Annotated in this window: 18 protein-coding genes; 9 read left to right on the top strand and 9 right to left on the bottom strand. The window is 54.8% G+C overall.

The genetic code is table 11. From position 1 onward, the window contains the following. The first annotated feature begins 123 nt into the window (after positions 1–123). Positions 124–642 carry a hypothetical protein gene (locus FYC48_RS05795; RefSeq protein WP_149495633.1) on the top strand — a complete coding sequence of 173 codons (519 nt, stop codon included), beginning with the start codon at positions 124–126 and terminating at the stop codon, positions 640–642. 229 nt (positions 643–871) lie between these two features. Here the strand turns inward: FYC48_RS05795 and FYC48_RS05790 are convergent, their stop codons facing one another. The 3 genes from FYC48_RS05790 to FYC48_RS05780 all read right to left on the bottom strand — a co-directional run bounded on the left by FYC48_RS05790 (position 872) and on the right by FYC48_RS05780 (position 3,676). Further along, on the bottom strand, positions 872–1,405 hold the full coding sequence (locus FYC48_RS05790; protein ID WP_149495632.1) for a DUF3299 domain-containing protein: 534 nt from the start codon (positions 1,403–1,405) through the stop codon (positions 872–874). A 73-nt stretch (positions 1,406–1,478) separates the two neighbouring features. Beyond that, positions 1,479–2,135, bottom strand: a complete 657-nt coding sequence (locus tag FYC48_RS05785) for a hypothetical protein (RefSeq protein WP_149495631.1) — start codon at positions 2,133–2,135, stop codon at positions 1,479–1,481. Between the two features lie 77 nt (positions 2,136–2,212). Next, the gene (locus FYC48_RS05780) at positions 2,213–3,676 is read right to left on the bottom strand and encodes a hypothetical protein (protein ID WP_235034091.1); all 1,464 of its coding nucleotides are present in this window, start codon (positions 3,674–3,676) and stop codon (positions 2,213–2,215) included. 477 nt (positions 3,677–4,153) lie between these two features. On the opposite strand from FYC48_RS05780, the gene FYC48_RS05775 reads away from it, so the two are divergent. From FYC48_RS05775 to FYC48_RS05755, 5 genes are all read left to right on the top strand, one after another. After that, positions 4,154–4,429: a calmodulin-binding protein gene (locus FYC48_RS05775; RefSeq protein ID WP_230777116.1), complete on the top strand. Its 276-nt coding sequence runs from the start codon at positions 4,154–4,156 to the stop codon at positions 4,427–4,429. Between the two features lie 22 nt (positions 4,430–4,451). After that, on the top strand, positions 4,452–5,813 hold the full coding sequence (locus FYC48_RS05770; protein WP_149495629.1) for an AAA-type ATPase lid domain-containing protein: 1,362 nt from the start codon (positions 4,452–4,454) through the stop codon (positions 5,811–5,813). Between the two features lie 34 nt (positions 5,814–5,847). Continuing rightward, the gene (locus tag FYC48_RS05765; protein ID WP_149495628.1) at positions 5,848–6,408 is read left to right on the top strand and encodes a hypothetical protein; all 561 of its coding nucleotides are present in this window, start codon (positions 5,848–5,850) and stop codon (positions 6,406–6,408) included. Next, entirely contained in the window at positions 6,405–7,340 is a 936-nt protein-coding gene (locus FYC48_RS05760) for a sugar phosphate isomerase/epimerase family protein (RefSeq protein WP_149495627.1), read from the top strand. Before FYC48_RS05765 ends, FYC48_RS05760 begins: the two co-directional genes overlap by 4 nt. A gap of 158 nt (positions 7,341–7,498) precedes the next feature. Then, on the top strand, positions 7,499–8,101 hold the full coding sequence (locus FYC48_RS05755) for a hypothetical protein (RefSeq protein ID WP_149495626.1): 603 nt from the start codon (positions 7,499–7,501) through the stop codon (positions 8,099–8,101). A 35-nt stretch (positions 8,102–8,136) separates the two neighbouring features. Here FYC48_RS05755 and FYC48_RS05750 read toward each other — a convergent pair whose 3' ends face one another. From FYC48_RS05750 to FYC48_RS05740, 3 genes are all read right to left on the bottom strand, one after another. Beyond that, on the bottom strand, positions 8,137–8,847 hold the full coding sequence (locus FYC48_RS05750; RefSeq protein ID WP_230777086.1) for an MOSC domain-containing protein: 711 nt from the start codon (positions 8,845–8,847) through the stop codon (positions 8,137–8,139). Positions 8,848–9,063: 216 nt separating this feature from the next. Beyond that, the gene (locus FYC48_RS05745; RefSeq protein WP_149495625.1) at positions 9,064–10,293 is read right to left on the bottom strand and encodes a cupin domain-containing protein; all 1,230 of its coding nucleotides are present in this window, start codon (positions 10,291–10,293) and stop codon (positions 9,064–9,066) included. Between the two features lie 11 nt (positions 10,294–10,304). Next, positions 10,305–10,781, bottom strand: coding sequence for a carboxymuconolactone decarboxylase family protein (locus FYC48_RS05740; protein WP_149495624.1), 477 nt, complete (start codon positions 10,779–10,781; stop codon positions 10,305–10,307). A 115-nt stretch (positions 10,782–10,896) separates the two neighbouring features. Here FYC48_RS05740 and pdxR point away from each other — a divergent pair, with 115 nt between their 5' ends. Beyond that, positions 10,897–12,372, top strand: a complete 1,476-nt coding sequence (gene pdxR / locus FYC48_RS05735) for a MocR-like pyridoxine biosynthesis transcription factor PdxR (protein ID WP_149495623.1) — start codon at positions 10,897–10,899, stop codon at positions 12,370–12,372. 23 nt (positions 12,373–12,395) lie between these two features. Here pdxR and FYC48_RS05730 read toward each other — a convergent pair whose 3' ends face one another. After that, positions 12,396–13,178, bottom strand: coding sequence for a helix-turn-helix transcriptional regulator (locus FYC48_RS05730; RefSeq protein ID WP_230777090.1), 783 nt, complete (start codon positions 13,176–13,178; stop codon positions 12,396–12,398). Positions 13,179–13,250: 72 nt separating this feature from the next. Between FYC48_RS05730 and FYC48_RS05725 the strand changes: the two genes are divergently transcribed. Together FYC48_RS05725 and FYC48_RS05720 are read left to right on the top strand one after the other, a co-directional pair. Continuing rightward, positions 13,251–14,183: an alpha/beta fold hydrolase gene (locus FYC48_RS05725; RefSeq protein ID WP_235034090.1), complete on the top strand. Its 933-nt coding sequence runs from the start codon at positions 13,251–13,253 to the stop codon at positions 14,181–14,183. 220 nt (positions 14,184–14,403) lie between these two features. After that, positions 14,404–14,949, top strand: coding sequence for a dihydrofolate reductase family protein (locus FYC48_RS05720; RefSeq protein ID WP_149495621.1), 546 nt, complete (start codon positions 14,404–14,406; stop codon positions 14,947–14,949). Between the two features lie 312 nt (positions 14,950–15,261). Here FYC48_RS05720 and FYC48_RS05715 read toward each other — a convergent pair whose 3' ends face one another. Then, on the bottom strand, positions 15,262–16,515 hold the full coding sequence (locus FYC48_RS05715; RefSeq protein ID WP_149495620.1) for a DUF1552 domain-containing protein: 1,254 nt from the start codon (positions 16,513–16,515) through the stop codon (positions 15,262–15,264). An 11-nt stretch (positions 16,516–16,526) separates the two neighbouring features. Next, entirely contained in the window at positions 16,527–18,905 is a 2,379-nt protein-coding gene (locus tag FYC48_RS05710) for a DUF1592 domain-containing protein (RefSeq protein ID WP_149495619.1), read from the bottom strand. Positions 18,906–19,221: the final 316 nt, after the last annotated feature.

The following is a 19,221-nucleotide window of genomic DNA, read 5'->3' as shown; positions in this document are numbered from 1 at the left end:
GCACCAGACGGTGAGCGATTTGACTGAGGATTCTCCGCCACCGGGGAAATCGATCGCAACTTCTCGCTACGGGCAACGAGGATAGCTACACAACTACGAAAACCGCCAACCGAAAGAAGTCCGATGTCACTTGTCGCGATGAATCTTGAACCGATTCTGCTCGAACCCCAATTCGGGCCCCTCCCGGAGAACATCGCGGCTTGGATTGCCGCTGCCGCAACAAGGGCCAAGGGCGTGGACTGTTTTGACTACGTCCCCAGCAACCCCGAGGTACTCTACGGCTACATTCGATCGACACCCGGCCGCAGCTACTGCGAATGGGGCAGCGGAATCGGAATTGGGGTCGGTATCGCGGCGCTCCTCGGAAAGTCTGCCAGCGGAATCGAAATTGACGAAGAACTGGTCCATCGTTCCCGAGGTTTGTTCCAATCGCATTCGATCGATGCGCACGTCACCCAAGGCAGCTACTTGGATTTACAAATCAGTCCGAAAATGAAAACCGGTGCGGAGGTGGTCTATGCCTACTGTTGGCCTGGGCAAGTCAACGAACTCCTCCGTCGTTTTATCGAGACCATGCCGCGAGGCAGCACATTGTTACTGGCCGAAGGCGCCGAACGGATCACACCGCTGCGACTGGTTTAGCACGTCCCGGTGATTGCAAGCGAACCTACCGGTAATCGATGCGAGCCCATTCTTGTGCCGCAGGCCTGACGCTGGCGTTTCGTCGATCATTGCCATCAGCCGAACGGCGTTAGCCACGGTTCCTGACAACAACCGGGATTGGACAATGCTCGTCGGCTGATCTCCCGAACCTCAATCCCCGGTCGAGACGCAAGCTAGCATGATCGGATGATGCAACCGAAACGGTCTTTCAGTCGACTTCGACACCGTCAATGCGAAAGACGGCCATGTGAGTCGCATTGGGAGCTTGCGGCGGTCCCGTTCCGCCGGGGTACTTGAACGATTCATCGTCGAGGTGAAACTGGCCTTCGACGGTGACCGGCCGGGTAGAAAATTCGGCCGTATTGTCGCCAGTCATTTTGACCCAGACACAATCATACAACGCAGCACCAGGACCAAAACAGCATTCCTGATTGTCCCGCACCAGTACGAATTGCTTGATCCCGTTTTGCTGAAAAACACTTTGCGGCAAAATGTAGCCACGTAGCTTCACCTTCTTTTTGTCCAGACGCTTCAACCGCTTGGTCCACATCGAGTCATCGAAGGCGGCGTCTTTCTCGATATCAAACTTCAAATCGTCGAAGTTGATTTCGCCTTTCGCAAGCTGTGCCTCTGTGCTCAGGCGAAGGGGAACCTTTTTCTTGGGTTCCTGGCCTAATGCAGGCAACGAACACATCGCGGTCAAGAAAACGATCGAGAGGATCGCGATCGGCTGGTTGGTCATCGTTGCGTCGGTGGGTAGGAGGTTGTGAGGCGGGTAGCGCGAGCCACTGCAACGGTGTTGGACCGTCGACGCGCTAGTTCACCGAGCTTCCCTTTATCCGATAAAACACCGCGTTGTCAAAATCGGTTCGGTTCTGGGGAATTCGATTGAGAATGAATTTCCCGGCGAGTTTTCGTCGAGTCATGCCTCCCTTGACAGTTTCGCCGCCCGTCAAGGTGACCTCAATCATCTCGCTGCTCTTCGGCTGGCCGCCGAAACAGCAGGTCCCCAGGTCACCGACGAGAACGAACTGACGAAGCATTCCGCCGCCACTGGACGGATGAATGTAGCCTTTGATAAAGACGTCTTTTCCGTCGAGTTCCAACGCCGCCTCGGTCGGCCGATCGGGTTCGGCTTCAAAAATCAGCTGGGAAAACGGGACCCGTACATGCCCCGGGGGCACCTCGGTCAAATAAACGTAGGTGTGCATTGAAACACCTCCGACCAGCAATACAAGGTTGGTGAGCAGCGCGAATTTTGCGAGCCCAAGACCGCTGAATTCATCCGGGTAGCGGCGAATCGAGCGAATCGCCATCAAACCACACAATGCACCCGGTATCGTGAACACGAGCAGCATTTCAAAGGTTGGGATCAGGCCAATCAATCCGACAACCATCAGTATGACCGAAACGATTGCGCCTCGGCTGAGTGCCCGATAGGGAAAGTCCGCCACGTCGGCGGTATTTGACATTTGAAATTCGGTGGTAGCCATCACTAACGTCTAAATTCCGCTGCAGGGATTAGTTGCGAAACGGGTCTCATTCGAACCTAGTTTTCAGGCTTGGGATCAACCACGGGTCCTCCGGTAAGCACCAGGAAGACCATGATGACCAAGCTTGCCAATGAAACCAACAGTACGCAAGCGAACTCCCAAGGGTTCGACGCTTCGGTCAGGTCGCTCTGTTGTGCAACGATGCCACTGAGTGCGGGAGTTTGGTTAGCCATTGCGGCTGCATAGCGTGTGCCGAGACGGGGTTCGGTCGCCGGATGATCGGTCGGCTTTGCCACCGACAGGACCGGTTCGCCGGACGTGCTCTCGGCCACACTACTGGGGTTTTCAGGTGAGTTGATCTGCGTGGTCGATTCCTCGTCAGCTTTGGGCCGAACCGGAACCGGTGCGGGAAAGAATGCTTTTGCTCGGCGAACTGCTTCGGGATCGATTTTCTCGAATTCCTTCAGCGCCTTGGCGGCTTCAGGCAGCGGACACGCACGCATGTAATTGATCACCGGAACACGAAGCCAATTATCCTTCGGATCGACTTCCTTGAACAGTTTCGTCAGCCGATCGATCTGACTCCAATCTTGCCATTTGGCCAAATCGGGAATCACCATATCGGCGAGTTGCTCGCGTTCGAGAATTTTGTGTAACGATTCAGAGAGTGCACTCCGAGGAATCACGTTGCCTTCGGTCCCATGGAACCGCAACGCCATGATGGCGGCATAGGTGTGCGAGAACTGAGCTTTCTTGTTTGCAATATAAAGCTCATTGATCAGTGGCAGACCTTTCTCACCGGAGAGCGTCAGATAGCAAGCGATCAACGCGTCCAGTCCATTGGAGACGCTTTTGGTTGGGTTCTTCAGCATCTCTTCGAGCATTGGCACGTCTTTCTCGCTACCACAGATCCCCAGCATGGTGAGATAGAGTCGCTTGCGGTCGACACCCATTTCGGGTTCTTGAACCCATTTGATCAGTCGATCGTGGTCCATGTCGGGGCCGATTTTGGAGATTTCTTCGTAGGGCGTCGAGGCAAACTCGTCGTAGGCGTCACGTGAAATTAACGGATCTTCGTCTTCAAGGTACTGCCGAAAGAAACGCAGCCGGGCAACCGGATCGTCTTCGATCTCGGTCGCTTTAACGATGTACTCTTCATTGCGTTCGTTCACCGGCAGGCACGACCACTGCAGGTTCGGCGGGTCGACACCGGAGAGAAGGAAACGTCGCCCGACTTCGACTTTACCAAAGTAAATTGCGTCGACGGTTTGGCCCGCTTTAACATGCTCGCCGCCTTTGAGGACCTTCTCGACCTTCATTTTGACGACGCCGGTGGTGAGGTTCCGGGTCAATTCGCCGTCCAAGCTTGATGCAATCACGACGGCGTCCATCGTTTCAGATTGCTGACGGATTGTTTGCTGAACCGACTCGCAAAACGGGCACGCAGACGCGATCGGTCCGATTGCGATCGCTGCGATCATGACCGCAGCCGTCAAAGTTCGATAGGTTTGCCTAATCATCAATGTTTTCCGTGTTTCTGGTGTCTGAACCAGTCTCTGGTGTCAAAACCAGCGGGGTTTTCCCAGGCGTGACGAAAGTGTGCGGGAAGGGTGGGTGGCGGACGAGTCGGTCATCGATGCGGTTAAAACGCAATCCTGCGATCGGCCGGTACTTTAATCATAGGTGGAAAACAGGTTCCCTGCGAACCCTGAAGTCGATTCTCCCGGAATTCGCCCTACGATCGACTCAACCCGTCCAGCCAAAATTGCCGATAGGTTCGAAGGTTCGCGATTCGCCAAGCCTGGGAAGAGGTGTCACGGTGCCCGTACATCGATCACCGGATTCACAGGGGGCGGACACTTTGGAATTAACCATCAACTAAGCCCACCGATGGCCTGCGTCACGGTCGACGCCCGGCTCACTGAGGCTGACCTAGGGGGAAAGCAGCAATGCTTCGTCAATTGATCATCGTCGCCGTCCTGGCTGCATCGGCGTTCATGCTTGCCGATCAAGCGTCTGCCGACCAGCGGGCCTATGGCCAGGCTTGGGGCGGCAGTGCTAGCACTCGCGATTGGAATCGCTTTTATCATTACCCGTACGTTTACTATCCCCAAAATTTCTGGGGCCAAGAGTACTACCGAAGTGCGGACAGCATGTATCACCGCTATCCGCAAGAAATGCGGATCCCGGTCTACAACAAGAAGTGGCACAACTACTACCCCAGCAATCGCCGTTATCATAGCGGTCACCATTTCATCTTGGACGTCTTTTAAGCGGTAACCGCGGCGAGCACCGATGGCGACCAGCACCAGCATTCGGCCACTGAGTCGCCTGATCGATAAAGCCGCCGATCCCTTTTGGGTGATCGGCCCGGACGGCAAACTGGCGTACCTTTCCGGCAGCGTCGGTGACTGGTTGTCGATCGAACCCGAAATGCTTGTCGGGCGATCATGTGTTGCCGGCGCCTCGATCAGTGACGATCCTCTTGACTTTCTTGCCGCGTCGTTGGCCCCGCCGCCAGGGATTTCCAATCGTGGATCGGCGTCCTTATTGGTACAGCCATCGATGACGGGTAAACGCGCCCGCCAGTTCACCGCGATGGAGACCCGCTTTGTCAAACTCGGTCATCGCGAAGATGCCATCGTGCTGGCAGTCGCCGGTCAGTTTAATGACGCCGGCTACGACGGCGATGTCGAACTCGCCCGCCTGCTTCGCCAACGTGTCGATACATGGCGTCGTCACCATTCCGATGTGGCGTCGCTCGTCACGCTCGGTGACTCCAAAGTCGCCATCAGGCTGCGACGACAACTAAAACTTGCCGGCGAACTCCGCAGTGATGTTCTGATCGAATCCCCTCCGGGATGCCTTGAGGAAGCGATCGCGCGCACAATCCACGATCGGTCCGCGCCTTCGGAACCGGTGGTGGTTGTCGAAGGCTCGCTCATGGACGCGGAACTGCTCGATGCAAGCCTAGGGCCGATCCTTCATCATCTCGCCGACGGTAAGAATGCGAGCGTGATCTTGCGTGATATGGACGCAACCGTCGTCGAAGCTCAACAGCGTCTGATCGACCATCTCGAAACCCACGGCGATCGCTTGCGGTTAATCGGACTGACCTCCATCACCCATCTGACGACCGACGATGACACCGACCCGGACAGCCAAGACGAAACCATAGCGAACCAGGTGGTCGATCGGTTGCAAGACCGCTTTTGTGGGCTACGTTTGCGATTGAACTCGCTCGCCGCCCGAATCAAGGATGTCCCATTGATCGCGACGTCGCTACTTGACCGACGCCGCGCGACCGGAGAAGGCAACGCTGACCGGTTCTCTTCGGCGGCACTCGATGCGTTGGTGCTATACCCCTGGCCAGACAATTTCCGCGAACTTGACCAAGCCATTCGGCACGCGATTCGCGCCGCACGCCATTCTGCGATTGCCCCCGAAGATCTGCCGCTGGCGATACGATCTTATCAGCCCACCGTGGTGTCCACCGAATCTGAGCCGATCGATTTGGATCAAGTGGTCGCCGACTTCGAACGTCAGTTGATCCTGTCGACAGTGGAGTCGGCCGACGGAAATCGAGCCGAAGCGGCGAGGCGATTGAATATTTCTCGCGCACGATTGCTGCGAAAGTTAGAATCGTATTCACTGTAGCACCCGATTTGCCATCGCCGTTGTGGAGTTTCGATTGAACCCGGTCCCGTTTTACGTTGCCGCGACGAATCGACGTTGGTTCAACGCCGCACGTCGGTTTGTCGGCGCATTCGCCCACGCAGCCGCCGATGACCCAACGGCGCAGACGACGATGACTTGTGACGTCCGCGCGGTCGACGCATCCTATGTACGCTCGGCGATCGCCACCGCCAACCAAACAGCGAATCATGCTAACGGGCAAGGATTTGTGCTTTGGGAAATGAATGCCGCGAATAGCTCCGCCGTCTCACTTTCGATCGCACAGGTCGCCGTCAGCCATCATGATGTATTGCAGTTCGTGGCGATCGACCGATCCGCGGGAGCCCCACTCGCCGCAACCCCACCCGCCGCAACCCCACCCGTGGGAACATGGTCGTACCAGCTACGACTGATGATTCAAGAACTTGGCGTCGCGATGATCGCCGACCGCCCCGAAGACCTTGTGCAGGTGGCCCGAATCGTCCAACAACGATTGCTTCTAAGCCACGACAAAAAAGTTCTTCCGTTGTCCCAATCGGAACGCATCACCAGTCCTTCAGCCCCGAAAGTACCATGAAACTTCATCGACGTGATCTCTTGACCGCCGCCGGCGCCGCCTCGCTTAGCACACTCGCTTCCGCATCGGTCGCAACCGCGAAACCTACGACAGCGACTTCACGACCGAATCGGATTGCCGTCTCGACCTACTCGTATTGGCGATACCGTGACGACAGTAAACTGACGATCGAAAAGTGCATCGACCTAGCCTCGGAAGCCGGATTTGATGGTGTAGAAATCCTGCATGTTCAAATGCAAGACACCTCACCGGCCGCGCTACAAAAGATTAAACAACGGGCGTTTATCAACGGTCTCGATCTTTGTGGGTTCTCGACGCACCAAAGTTTTGTCTTCCCCGGTGCCGAGCAACGTCAAGAAAACATCCAGCACACCATCGATTGCATCGAGATGGCTTATGCGATGGGGATTCCAACGATCCGAGTGAATACGGGGCGTTGGGGAACGAGCAAAGATTTCGACACCTTGATGGCCAACAAAGGCATCGAACCTCGACTGGACGGCTACACCGACGAAGACGCCTTTGGTTGGGTGATCGATAGCTTGGAAAAATGCTTGCCCGCCGCCGAACGATGTGGTGTCACATTGGGGTTGGAAAACCACTGGGGCATCGGACGAAATGCCGACGCCGTCGTGCGAATCATCGATGCGATTGATTCACCGTGGCTACAAGCAACTTTGGACACGGGAAACTTTCTGGAAAACCAATACGAACAATACAAGATCATGGCCCCGAAGGCCGTCTTCGTTCAAGCGAAAACCTACTTCGGCGGCGGAACGTGGTACACGCTGGACATCGATTACGATCGTGTCGCCAGTATCCTTCGCGAGGTCGACTACCAAGGGTACATCTCACTGGAATTCGAAGGCAAGGAAGAGCACGAAACCGCGATCCCGAAAAGCTTAGAAACATTGCGGCAAGCGTTCGCGTAGCCCGTGGGAACTTGAGCACCGAGGCGATGAATTGTCCGTCGGGCAAATCGAAAACTTGCGGTATTCGCGATTCGTCGTGGCCAATCTGATAACCTGAGTGTTCGGATGGGACATGTCGGTCACATCCACTCGTGTTTCATCCCCAACGGAACATTCGTATGCTCCATCGACTTGCCATCGGCCTGTTGCTGGCCTCAGCTTGCTCTGGATTGTTTGCCGAGCAATCTCCAGCCAAACCTGAATATCGCATCATTGTCACCGGTAAGAACACGCTTCTTTTCAATCGAATGACCGGAGAGACTTGGGCACTCAATGAGTCCGATGCACCGGCTTGGGAGCCAATCCTGCGAAAAGCCACGGCCTCTGACGATCCTTCGGATTCCGGTGATAAGGACGTCATCACGACCAAACTCGATGACGTGCTGGAACTGCACGTCGATAAGCCCACCGAATCCGAGAAAACCATCTTGGTTCGCATCGTCGCCCATCGTTCAATGCAGCTTCAAAATGGATATGAAATCTTTGTCAAACCTTCCAACGATATCGAGATCATCATGGCCACCAAAGAAGCGATCAGTCTCAGAACGAGTGAGTTGACTTGGTTGGTCGAACCACTCGCCGAAGGCCAAACGAAAACGATCGAATTTCAACTGGGGCGTTTGAAAGATTCAGCCAAAGATAATCTTGAATTCGTTTGGGGTTATCGATCGGAAGGTGGGGCGTCCGGGCAAACAACAACGCCGATCAAAATCGCAAAGTGATCGAGTACCCCGCAGCAAGCACGCTGCGGGCCTCGTTAGCTTGGACCGTCAAGTCGAGCCGACGAGTCGGGCTCACGACCTTTTTTGGCTCGCCTAAAGAGCGTTGTTTTCCACGATTCTGACAAAGCTTCGCACTCAGCCAGTCGCAAATCGTCTTCGGTGGACCGGGGTTTGGCGTACATCACACGGCTCGCCCAAGCGACGGTCAAGTCGGGGAAGGGCCGCTCGATCAATGTCACCGGCAATCCGGCTTCGATCGATCCGGTGCGGATGACGCGGTAGTACCAACCGGTGCGTCCGTTTTGCTGGACAATCATCGCCAGCTTCGGAATCTTCCAACGACGGTCCAATTTCCAGCACGGCTGTCGAGGCTGCGAGATTTGCAATTGGCAGTCCCCGATCTCAATCACGTCGCCGATGCACACCGATTCTTCGTTCGCTTGTGAAAGCGTCAGGTTCTCACCAAAACTCCCCGGCCCGAGCGGTCGATCGGGGTACTCCTGTTGCCAAAGCGGATAATGCGCGGCTGCGTATGCCAGCACCGCCTTGTCAATGCCGCCGTGATGTTTCAAGTCGGCTTGCTCATCACCGACAAGCTTGGTTTCGGTGACTTCGACCGGTCCGCTGATGGCCTGTTTGGCGATCGCCGATGACCAAGGCTTCCCGGCATCGCTGTTCCCGTCGTACTGCCGCGTCCGGCCAACCTGAATGGACTCGAGCGCACCGAGGATGATAGGGCTGTTCAAGTTTCTTTCCTTTGCAGGTTCGTTTCACGCCGCATTACCGAAATCAAATGATAACTCTGACACCGCAACGTCCACCAGGGTTCGCAAACTACGTCACGCCACATTTAACGTCGTAAGACAGGCGGCCCCAGGACCAAGCGACTTGTTTATCGGATCAGAATACCGATCGATGGCATTTTTTGTGCTGGCGATGTGAGGCACGCATTTGGCTGAAGTTCAGCGTTCGTAATTTTTTAATCGCTCCAGATACAATTGCGATTCGACAAACTCACGGTGACCCTTGCCGGTCATCGTTTCCAATAGCTCCAGCGCCGAGATGTAGCTCGCGAGATTACCGTTGGAGGAAACCATTTTTCCATCAATCACGAAACTCACCCGGCTGTCGTCTTGGACTCGAAGTTCGGGGTAGTGCGTTTGAAGCAATTCGCCACCGCCGATGTACGTGACAATTTTTCGACCGTTGGCGAGTCCCGACGCGCCGATCAAGTGGGCACCGGCACAATTACTCATCGTAAACTTCGTGTTCTTTCCTTTGCTTCTCACAAATTCGACGATGTCGGATGATGCAACAATCGTTTCCATGTCGTAGGAACTGGACACGACAAGCACATCGAGTTCTGGACAATCTTCGAACGAATAATCGGGAAGCACACGCAGCCCACTTTCCATCGCGATCGGCTGATACGATTTCGCAACAGTCACCACATTGAATTGCCGACTCCCCTGTTCGTCCGGCTTTGAAAACACGTCGATCGGTGCGGTGACTTCGGTCATCAAGACAGAATCAAAGAGCAGGACGCCAATCGTTGGCAAGCTCTCGTCGAACTCAGATCGATTCGAACTGTCGCCAAGATTGATCGTGCAGGTTTCCGGCGGCGATTGGGGCGGAACCGTCGGGGCGGCGGCTTTGGCGATTGCCCCACGATCATCCACTTCACCCGAGTTAGTGAGTTCCCGTTCGGGAATGGTCAACTGCTGGGCATCTCGAGGATGAATCATCGTCACCAAAATCCGACATCTCTTTTCAGGATCCGGATTCCGAGCAACCTCGTGCAAGATCATCGCTGGTTCAAAGAAGGTGTCGCCGGCACGCAAGACTTGTTGCGTCTTCCCTTCAATTTTGAACTCAAGCGTTCCTTCCAGGACGTACCCGGCGACTTCGCCGGGATGGCGATGTGGTGGAGAGAAAGCCAACGGTGCGAAGGTGACTTCGATCAGTGACGCCGACATGGATTTCCCGTTCGATTCGCACGACACGGGATCCGATCGAAGGACTTTGACGACCGGCATCTTTGTCCGAGCAGATTTCGGTGGGCTTGCAACTTCATCCGGTTTCGCCGTGACTAGCGGTGCGTCTTGGCCATGAACCTGTGGGCCATCACCGAATGGAACGGTGGCGATCGAAAGCAGGCAAGCGGACAGCGCAAGTTGAAGTGTCTTGATCATGGTTCGATTCCTTAGCAAGTTGGCCGGACGGGATGCTTTAATAAAGACGGGATGTGTTTGTGATCGGTCCGAAAGGGCACCGCCAAGCGATTCCAGGTGTTGATCATCGCAACCGCAAGACTGAGTTGGCTGATTGCTTCTTCGCCAAACTCCGTGACCGTTGTTTCGTAAAGCTCGTCGCTCACGCCGGATCCATCGGGTAGCCGAGTCAGTGCTTCGGCCCAGCGGAGCGCCGCGCGTTCTCGATCGGTATAGCAAGACGCTTCCTCCCAAACGCTGATCAAATCGATCCGCTCGTTCGACTCTCCGAAGATCCGAAGTTGCTGAGTGTGGAGGCTTACACAGAACGCGCAACCGTTCATTTGCGAAACTCGCAGTTTGATCAATTCAAGCAGTGACTCACCAAACGAGTACGATTCCATTTCGGCTTCGAGACTCGAAAGCAGTTGAATTTCACTGGGGATCCATCGAAAGTAATTCGCTCGCATCTCTTTCTCCTAGTGGCCGTTGACGAAGCGTGTGAGTTAGAATCATACGAACCCAGTGGCACCAAAGAAGATCCACTTTTCGACAATTTAACGGTGCCACTTTGAGAGGCTGACAATGCGAGAGAAAGAACAATTCGAATTCGAATCCATCCGATTGATCGAAACCGATGCCACACCGGTTTACCGTCAGTTGGAAGATCATTTCCGCCAAGCCATCGCGCGTCGCACATTAAATCCGGGGGAACGGATCCCTTCGAGTCGAAACCTTGCCAGTGCGATCGGTGTTTCACGAAACACTGTGCTGGCCGCTTATGAGCAACTGATTTCCGAAGGGTATTTGGAATCAACTCGCGGTAGCGGAACACGGGTCGCCAAAATGCCTCCGGAGGCATTTGACTTCGATAGCCCTGCAGTCCTTTCCGGACCGCACCAAACCTCCGACGGATGTCTCTCGGCGGTCGGTCAGCAGCTGTCCGAAGAGGCCAACGGGATGCCTCCTTTCAAGAAGACTCCCAAGGCATTCACTCCCCACCTACCCGCGGTCGACGAGTTCCCGTTGAAAACGTGGAACCGCTTCTGTCACGAACAATCCCGCTGGTCCTATGAGCATCTCAAACTTGGCGATCCACAAGGCTACGGACCTCTCCGGGAGTCAATCGCTCGCTACATGGCGGTCGCACGAGGGGTGTCCTGTGATCCAGACCAAGTGGTGATCACATCGGGCTCCCAGCAAGCGATCACAATTGCCGCGCAGTTGTTGCTGAATACCGGCGACACCGTTTGGGTCGAGGACCCCGGCAACACACCGGCCAGTCGCCTGCTCGACATCGCCGGAGCGAGTGTGATCCCATTGCCGCTCGATGCCGAAGGAATCGATCTGTCGAGAATCCCCACCCGAACTCCCAAGCCTCGGCTCATTTGCGTGACTCCCGGCGGTCAATGGCCGATGGGAATGACGATGAGTCTGAATCGTCGGCTGGAACTGATCGCGATCGCCCATCGCCACGGGAGTTGGATCATCGAAGACGACTACAACGGTGAATTTCGATACACGGGGCGGCCTCATCCTGCCCTGACAAGCTTAGATTCGTCTGGGCGAACGATCTACATGGGCACGTTCAGTAAGTTGCTGTTTCCGGCGATACGCTTGGGCTTTCTTGTCGTTCCGACACAGTTCGCAAAAGCGTTCGCCTATGCCAAGTTTCTTCAGGACCGAGCGTCGCCGCCGCATGTCCAGATGGTACTTCACCGCTTTATCGAGTCTGGAAACTTCGTCAAACATATCCGCCGCATGCGCTCGCTCTACGCCGACCGGCAACTAGCACTGTACCGTGGACTACAAAATCATTTTGGCGACCTCATTGAAGTCGATCTACCTCAATCCGGGATGCATCTGGTCGTACGCGGCGTGACAAAAGCCACCGACGAACGGCTGGTCGCCGCGGCCAACGAAGCCAAAGTCGAATACCATCCCGTCAGCTTCTACTCACGGTCTCCTGACGCCGCAGGAATGATTCTTGGCTTTGCAGCTTTTGACAAACAAACCATCCGGCGAACCGTCAGCGGTTGGGCGAAGCAGTTTCAACAATGAGTCATCGAAAACAACAAATTTGCTTACGACGATTTCTGATCCGACAGCCGAGACTCTTGTTCGTATAACCGATGCATCGCTTCAAGCGTTTTATCGCTTTCTGTCTCAAACGACTCATTTAGCACTGTCATGCGTTGCATGCGGTCTAAACGGAAGTTGCGAAAATCTTGTCGCAGTTCACACCAACCGACGACAAGCCAGACCGGTGCTAGAAAGATCAATGCCAATGGACGAAGACGTCGATTGGTTTCGGCGCCTGGTAGATCGACATAGGTAATCTCGACAAAGTGCTGGGTGCGAATCGCCCGTCGCAACGAAGTGAAATCGATTTGAAGTGACGGCTTGCCGGAACTTGGGTAGGAGAACGACGTCGACTGACGAATGCTGTCGCCAAGTGAATCGGGCAGGACCGCGGTGATCTTGTCGAGCGTTTTCCGCGCCGCCAGCGCCATCGCCGGGTCCGCCCAGCTCTGCACCATCTGGGCTCCCAACGCGAGGGCCTCGAGTTCTTCATCATCAAACAAAAGCGGCCGGACGACATAGTCGGACTTGAGGAGGTACCCCACGCCTGCTTCCCCCGTCAGTGGCACGCCGGATTCTCTCAAGTCAGCGATGTCGCGATAGATCGTCCGAACCCCGACTTCCAACTCTTGACCGAGTTCGCTGGCCGTCACCGCTTTGCGTCGAGCTTTCAAGTACTCGACGATCCGAAAAAGACGATCTGCCCGGCGCAATGAACTTCCCCATGAAAACGAAACTTTGGAAATCTCGTAATGCTGCTGACAGTAGGCTGTCAGGAGGGCCATGTAAAGTCACCGATAGAAACAACGCCGCAGTGGACGGCAGCGAATCACATCGAATCACCCCAAGAAAGTAACGTGCCCGATCAGAGCAAGTTCCCGCCCCCCTCCCTAGTTTCCGTCAATGGCGTTGATCTCGAAATTTTCGAGGCAGGCGAAGCAAACGCCGGAACGCCCATCGTGCTTTGCCATGGATGGCCAGAGCATGCGTTTTCATGGAGGCATCAGATCGCCTCTCTCGTCGCCGCAGGATACCACGTCATCGTGCCCAACCAACGTGGCTACGGAAACTCCTCTCGGCCTAACCGTGTCACCGATTATGATCTCAGTCACTTGACGAGCGATCTGGTCGCACTACTCGATCACTACGGATACGAGGATGCGACCTTTGTCGGTCACGATTGGGGGGCGATGGTTGTGTGGGGCTTGGCATTGTTGCACCCCGGGCGTGTCAAGCAACTGATCAACCTCAGCTTGCCTTACCAAGAACGCGGCGATGTCCCTTGGATCGAATTCATGGAACAAGTATTCGGCGATGACCAATACTTCGTTCACTTCAATCGACATCCCGGTGTTGCCGATGCGGTACTAGAACAAAACACACGCCAGTTTCTTCGCAACTTGTACCGAAAGAACCTACCTTCGACAGGTCCCGAACCCGGCATGGTCATGATAAATCTTGCTCAGGCAGAACGACCGCTTGGCGACCCACTGATGAGTGACGAAGAACTAGCGGTGTTCGTGGACGCATTCGAGTCCTCGGGGTTCTCTGGCAGTATCAATTGGTATCGCAACCTTGACCGCAATTGGCATCTTCTAGCCGAGGTGGATCCAGTCATCCAGCATCGGACATTGATGATTTATGGCGACCGAGACATGATCCCCAAGTCAGAACGTTTAACGCAGTTTGTTCCCAACGTTGACGTGATCAGTTTGGATTGTGGACATTGGATCCAACAAGAAAAACCGCAAGAAACGAATCAGGCAATCCTGAATTGGTTGCAGCAATAAAATCGCGAATGACGCCGACGCGAAGTCAATCTGGTTGAATCAGTACAACAAGAAACATCCAGTTGCATTCACAGCCGGACCGAAAACGTTTTGATCGTTTGATGTTCATGGCCGACCAATGATGACACCCATTTCAAATGGGCTCTAGGGACGAGCATCCATATTTCACCGGAAGCGATTCCGTTAGCAACACGATACGATAACTCTCGGTGGACAAAAAATGTCAGCGACAGCTTCGGTTTTTATTGCGACAAGCCTCGACGGATTCATTGCCCGTCCCGATGGCAACCTCGATTGGCTCGACGAAGCCAACGCGACCGTTCCTTCCGGAGAGGATTGCGGCTACGGTGACTTCATGAAGACGATCGACGTGCTGGTGATGGGACGAAACACGTATGAGAAAGTACGAACACTTGGTCCCTGGCCTTACGGGCGGAAGCGGGTGATTGTGCTGAGCCGGCACTCGATCACGTTTCCGGACGACATGCCGTCCTGCGTCACGCATTCAACAGAGTCGCCGGACGAATTGCACCGTCGCCTATCGGATGAAGGCGTCAACAAACTGTACGTCGACGGCGGCGTAACGATTCAACGCTTTCTGCGAGCCGGCCTGATTGATCAGTTAGTGATCACAGTGATTCCCGTCTTACTAGGCACGGGGATCTCGCTATTCGGTGAATTCCAACGCGACATTCGGCTGACGCACGAAAGCACCCGCACCTTCGATTGCGGATTGGTGCAGTTGACATACGGCGTGAACGGTTAAGGTGCCATTCCTGTCAGGACTCTTTCCAGTGCTTCTTGCACAGGAGGTGTTACCAATCAGCGTCGTCATTCAGTTCGGCGGAGCCACTTGCGTTGGTCCGCTCTCAACTTGGAAAGTTGAGCGACAATGTCGCTCGATTCTTCGAATCGAAAGCGTGCCGATTCCTTCACCAATCAATCGACCTGAGACCTTGAATCAACGCTATCCCGGATACACTCGATGCAAGTCGACCACTTTTCGGTTTAGCATCAATCGCCGACGGAATCCATTGCTACCCACTTGCAATGTTCATTTTGCAAGTGGCAACCCCTATCACCCGATTTCGAGTCCTCTCATCGTTCCAATGCCGGTTCCGAATCTGTCCGTCTCCATGCCAAGACACTGTAGCATCGAAACAAACAAGTTCGGCAATGGATAATTTTGGTCGCGATCGAACGCGAGATGCTGGCCGTGTTTGAATCCACCACCGGCGAGCAAAATTGGCATGTTCTTTGTGTCGTGGCTGCTTGCATTGCCCAGATTCGAACCGAACAAGACCATCGTCGAATCCAGCAGTGCCTGTCCTTCTTCGACGCTCTCGCTCAGCTTTGCCAGAAACCTACGGAACTCTTTGATGATCGCCGACTCGACGATTGTGAGCTGAGCAATTTTGGTAGGATCCTTGCCGTGATGTGACAGGTTGTGGTAGTCGATATCGATCCCGGGAATGACTGGCACTGAATTCATCCCGGAGATGTTGTAGGTGATGAACCGTGTCGAATCGGTTTCAATCGCGAGGTGCATGACGTCGTACATCAAACGCATCCGCTCGACGATTCGTGTGCGATCCAATTCATCACGAGGCACCTTTGCGTCGACGGACGGCTTGGGTTTCTGTTGCCACGCTTCGGCTTTCGCCAACCGACGCTCGGCTTCACGAACCGCTTCGAAATACTGGTCCAGCTTTTGGCGATCGCGTCCGGTCAACGCGGCGTGCAATCGCTTAGTTTTTTCCATCACCACATCCAGCACACTTCGTCCCTCGCGGAGCCGCTGTAGCTGCAGTTTCTGTTCGTCTGGTTTGCCGGCCAAGAACAGTTGCTTGAAAACCTGTGACGGACGAGTTTGCGTTGGGATTTCGACGCCACTGCGGGACCAGGACAATCCAGGCCCAGAACTGCTCAGTGCCAGCGACGCAAAGCGTGTTTCGCTGCCAAACTTCGCCGCCGCGAGTTGATCCAGCGAGATCGAATTTCGAAAACCGGCACTATTGGGATGGGGAGCACAGGTCAAAAATGACTTGTACGAATCGTGCCCACCGCCAACTTCCGGATGAGAAACGCCCGACATGATCGTGAATTGATCGCGATAGTCATCGAGCAATTTCAGGTAGATTGGCGATTGGTAATCACGACCGGACTGCTGCGGAATGATGTTTGCCGCATGCAATCCCAGTGCGACGTCGATCGCCACGAGACGACGTTTCGGATTTTTTGAACTTTGACTGAGAGCTTGCGATTCAAGGAGCGGCAAGGCAAGTGCGACACCGGCACCACGCAACAGAAATCGGCGTTCGAAACGAGACATATCGAATGAACCTAAGGTTGTTGAAAGGCGGGGCTCTGGACGACCGCGTGAACGAGTGAACGAAAACCATAGTGTCGTTCACGTGTTTGCGTTACGATTTGATCAACCAGAGGACGATCGCTGAAGCCAAGCTTGCGTCCTATGGCATACGTCAACAGTTGTTCGGCAAGGTTAGTCGTCAATCGATCGGGATCGCTTGCCAAAGCGTTTCGAAAACTCGTTATGTCAGTGATCGTCATTCCGTTCGGCATCACCGCCGTGGAATCGACGTCTTGCCCCAAACGATAACGAACCCAATTGTACGTGAACGGTGCTTGCTTGAGTTTCGGCCGCCGACCCTCGGTTGCCATCGTTCGGTATTCATGACGATAGCCGCCGATCGGATCGAAACATTCGAGCGCGAATCCGGGAGGGTCGATCCGGCGATGGCAAGCGGCACACGATTCGATGTCTCGGTGTTTGATTAGTTGCTCACGAATCGTCGTCGCACCGCGAATATCCGGTTCGATCGAGCCGACGCTGTCCGGTGGTGGCGGCGTCGGTGTTCCCAAGATATTCTCCAAAATCCAAACGCCACGCAAAACCGGCGAGGTCGATGTCCCATTGGCCGTCACCTTCAACACGCTGGCTTGCGTCAGCAGACCGCCGCGTTGGCTGTCATCAGGTAACTGGACCTTGCGGAATGCCTGACCATGGATTTCATCGATCCCGTAGTGACGGGCAAGTCGTTCATTGAGGAAAGTGAATTCAGAATCGACAAAGTTGACCAAGCTCAAGTCATTCTTGAGGATCTCTTCGAAGAACAATTCGGTTTCTCGAATCATCGAGACTCGAAGCAGTTCATCGAATTCAGGATACAGATTCGCATCCGGTTGCGTGAAATCAATTTCACGTAGATCGAGCCACTGCCCGGTGAAGCCTTTCGTCAGTCTGGCCGCACGCGGCGAGTTCAGCATTCGCTCGACTTGGCCCCATAGAACCCGGGGATTTGACAGTGAACCGTTTGCGGCCAGCGAAAAAAGCGTTTCGTCTGGCATCGAGCCCCAAAGAAAGTAGGAGAGTCGTGAGGCGAGGGCGTACGAATCGATTTGCGACTCTCCCGGCTCGATCAAGAAGAGAAACTCTGGTGAACACAAGACCGCTTTGATCGCGACGCGAAGTGCCGATTCAAATGACTGTCCTGTGGTGACACTTGATTGGTACAGTTCCAGATAGCTTTTCAGATCGTCGTCATCGATCGGTCGGCGAAAGGCTTTTGGCAACAATCGCCGCAACACCGTTCGGGCGTCCGCTTGGTTGGCGGACGTCACGTCGATTTCGCCGAGAAGCTTCGTCCTCGAAACCGGAGGCCATGGTTCGAGTGGACCTTCGATGGTGATGTCGCCGATCTCGATGCCGGGGTGGGGCCATGTGTCCGCGTCTTTTCGTGTGTCTCGGGTCGCATAACATTTGGGATGGAACGTACCGCCAGCTTCGAGCAAGCGGTCCGTGAACTCGATCGTTGTCCAGTCGCCTGGGGGAACGTCGTAGTATCCGACCAGATGCTGTTCACGACGATTGACGATCGTATCGCCGCCGTAGATCCGCAATGTCACCGGGTTTTCGCTTTGGACCGCACGGACTTTCAACGTTCCGCGATACGTCCCGGCGGGGGCTCGCAAGCGAGAAAAATTGACAAGGTGCGTGGGGCAATAACCAGACTGAAACACCACCAGCCCATCGTCGGTTTGCCGAAACATCTTTCCGATCTGCTGGTCCATCGGTCGGCCGCGCCAATCCACTTGATCAAGCAAATTGGTTTCATGGTGGATCGCTTTTGGCTTTTCTTTAGGACCGAAGACGGCATCCAAAACTTGGTCGGCGGCAGCGAGGTAGGCGGTCATCGCTTCCGCAGATACCGCTAGCCCCTCGCCGACCGTATCGAAGCCATTGGTCGACGAATCGTCGGGTAAACCATGCACGATCACATCGGTGTCGAACAAATCGCGCACCGTGTTTTGATATTCGTGTTTGTTCAAACGTCTCAAGACGACATCATTGTGTCCGGCTTCGGCGCGCACGATCGACCGCGAGAGGGCTCGTGTGAACGTCATCCGTTGCTCGGACGTTAAAGTCATCGCGTCATCCGGCGGCATCTCTTTGGCATGAACCCGATCGTGGGCTCGCAACCATCGCTGCCTAGTTTTTAGATCATCAAGCTCGAAACCTAGCGTCGTAAGATCGAGGTCTCCATCCGGCTCGTCGCCACTGTGACAATCAATACAGTGCTGTTCGAGAAACGCTGACACGTCGCCGGGGACCTCGGTCGCGCTGACTCCACATCGATCGATGAAGCAGAGCGCCAAGAAAAGAGCCAGCGGAAGTGAGATCGGTTTAATCAAGAACTGCATTCGACCTGGTTCGATTTAAGTTTGACGAAAGTCACGGCGCCCGTTGAGCCGACGTGCCGGTTGCAGGCCTGGCGGGATGACCTTCCATCCTACTTGATGGCTCTGACGCCGATCCATTCTTCCGCCATTTTTCAAACCGATTCGTCCACCCGCGAGACCTGACTTCTTTGAGCGAGGCGAGCACCTCGCCCCCCGTCGGTCAAGCTGGAACAGAACTTGAGTCTCTTTCAATCGTCCCGGTTGCGTTGCATCGAAGCCTGGAGGTCGCGGTCGGATGAAAACCTTGCAATTTAAGACGCGATGTCTTATCTTGATA

This window comes from Roseiconus lacunae (assembly GCF_008312935.1).
Taxonomy (GTDB): Bacteria; Planctomycetota; Planctomycetia; order Pirellulales; family Pirellulaceae; genus Stieleria; species Stieleria lacunae.
This window is presented reverse-complemented; position numbering and strand designations above follow the sequence as displayed.

Coding starts and splice junctions, on each gene's coding strand:
- FYC48_RS05755 (WP_149495626.1), top strand. CDS start 7,499: ATGCTCCATCGACTTGCCATCGGCCTGTTGCTGGCCTCAGCTTGCTCT.
- FYC48_RS05730 (WP_230777090.1), bottom strand. CDS start 13,178: ATGGCCCTCCTGACAGCCTACTGTCAGCAGCATTACGAGATTTCCAAA.
- FYC48_RS05710 (WP_149495619.1), bottom strand. CDS start 18,905: ATGCAGTTCTTGATTAAACCGATCTCACTTCCGCTGGCTCTTTTCTTG.
- FYC48_RS05780 (WP_235034091.1), bottom strand. CDS start 3,676: ATGATTAGGCAAACCTATCGAACTTTGACGGCTGCGGTCATGATCGCA.
- FYC48_RS05760 (WP_149495627.1), top strand. CDS start 6,405: ATGAAACTTCATCGACGTGATCTCTTGACCGCCGCCGGCGCCGCCTCG.
- FYC48_RS05745 (WP_149495625.1), bottom strand. CDS start 10,293: ATGATCAAGACACTTCAACTTGCGCTGTCCGCTTGCCTGCTTTCGATC.
- FYC48_RS05720 (WP_149495621.1), top strand. CDS start 14,404: ATGTCAGCGACAGCTTCGGTTTTTATTGCGACAAGCCTCGACGGATTC.
- pdxR (WP_149495623.1), top strand. CDS start 10,897: ATGCGAGAGAAAGAACAATTCGAATTCGAATCCATCCGATTGATCGAA.
- FYC48_RS05790 (WP_149495632.1), bottom strand. CDS start 1,405: ATGACCAACCAGCCGATCGCGATCCTCTCGATCGTTTTCTTGACCGCG.
- FYC48_RS05785 (WP_149495631.1), bottom strand. CDS start 2,135: ATGTCAAATACCGCCGACGTGGCGGACTTTCCCTATCGGGCACTCAGC.
- FYC48_RS05770 (WP_149495629.1), top strand. CDS start 4,452: ATGGCGACCAGCACCAGCATTCGGCCACTGAGTCGCCTGATCGATAAA.
- FYC48_RS05775 (WP_230777116.1), top strand. CDS start 4,154: ATGCTTGCCGATCAAGCGTCTGCCGACCAGCGGGCCTATGGCCAGGCT.
- FYC48_RS05740 (WP_149495624.1), bottom strand. CDS start 10,781: ATGCGAGCGAATTACTTTCGATGGATCCCCAGTGAAATTCAACTGCTT.
- FYC48_RS05715 (WP_149495620.1), bottom strand. CDS start 16,515: ATGTCTCGTTTCGAACGCCGATTTCTGTTGCGTGGTGCCGGTGTCGCA.
- FYC48_RS05795 (WP_149495633.1), top strand. CDS start 124: ATGTCACTTGTCGCGATGAATCTTGAACCGATTCTGCTCGAACCCCAA.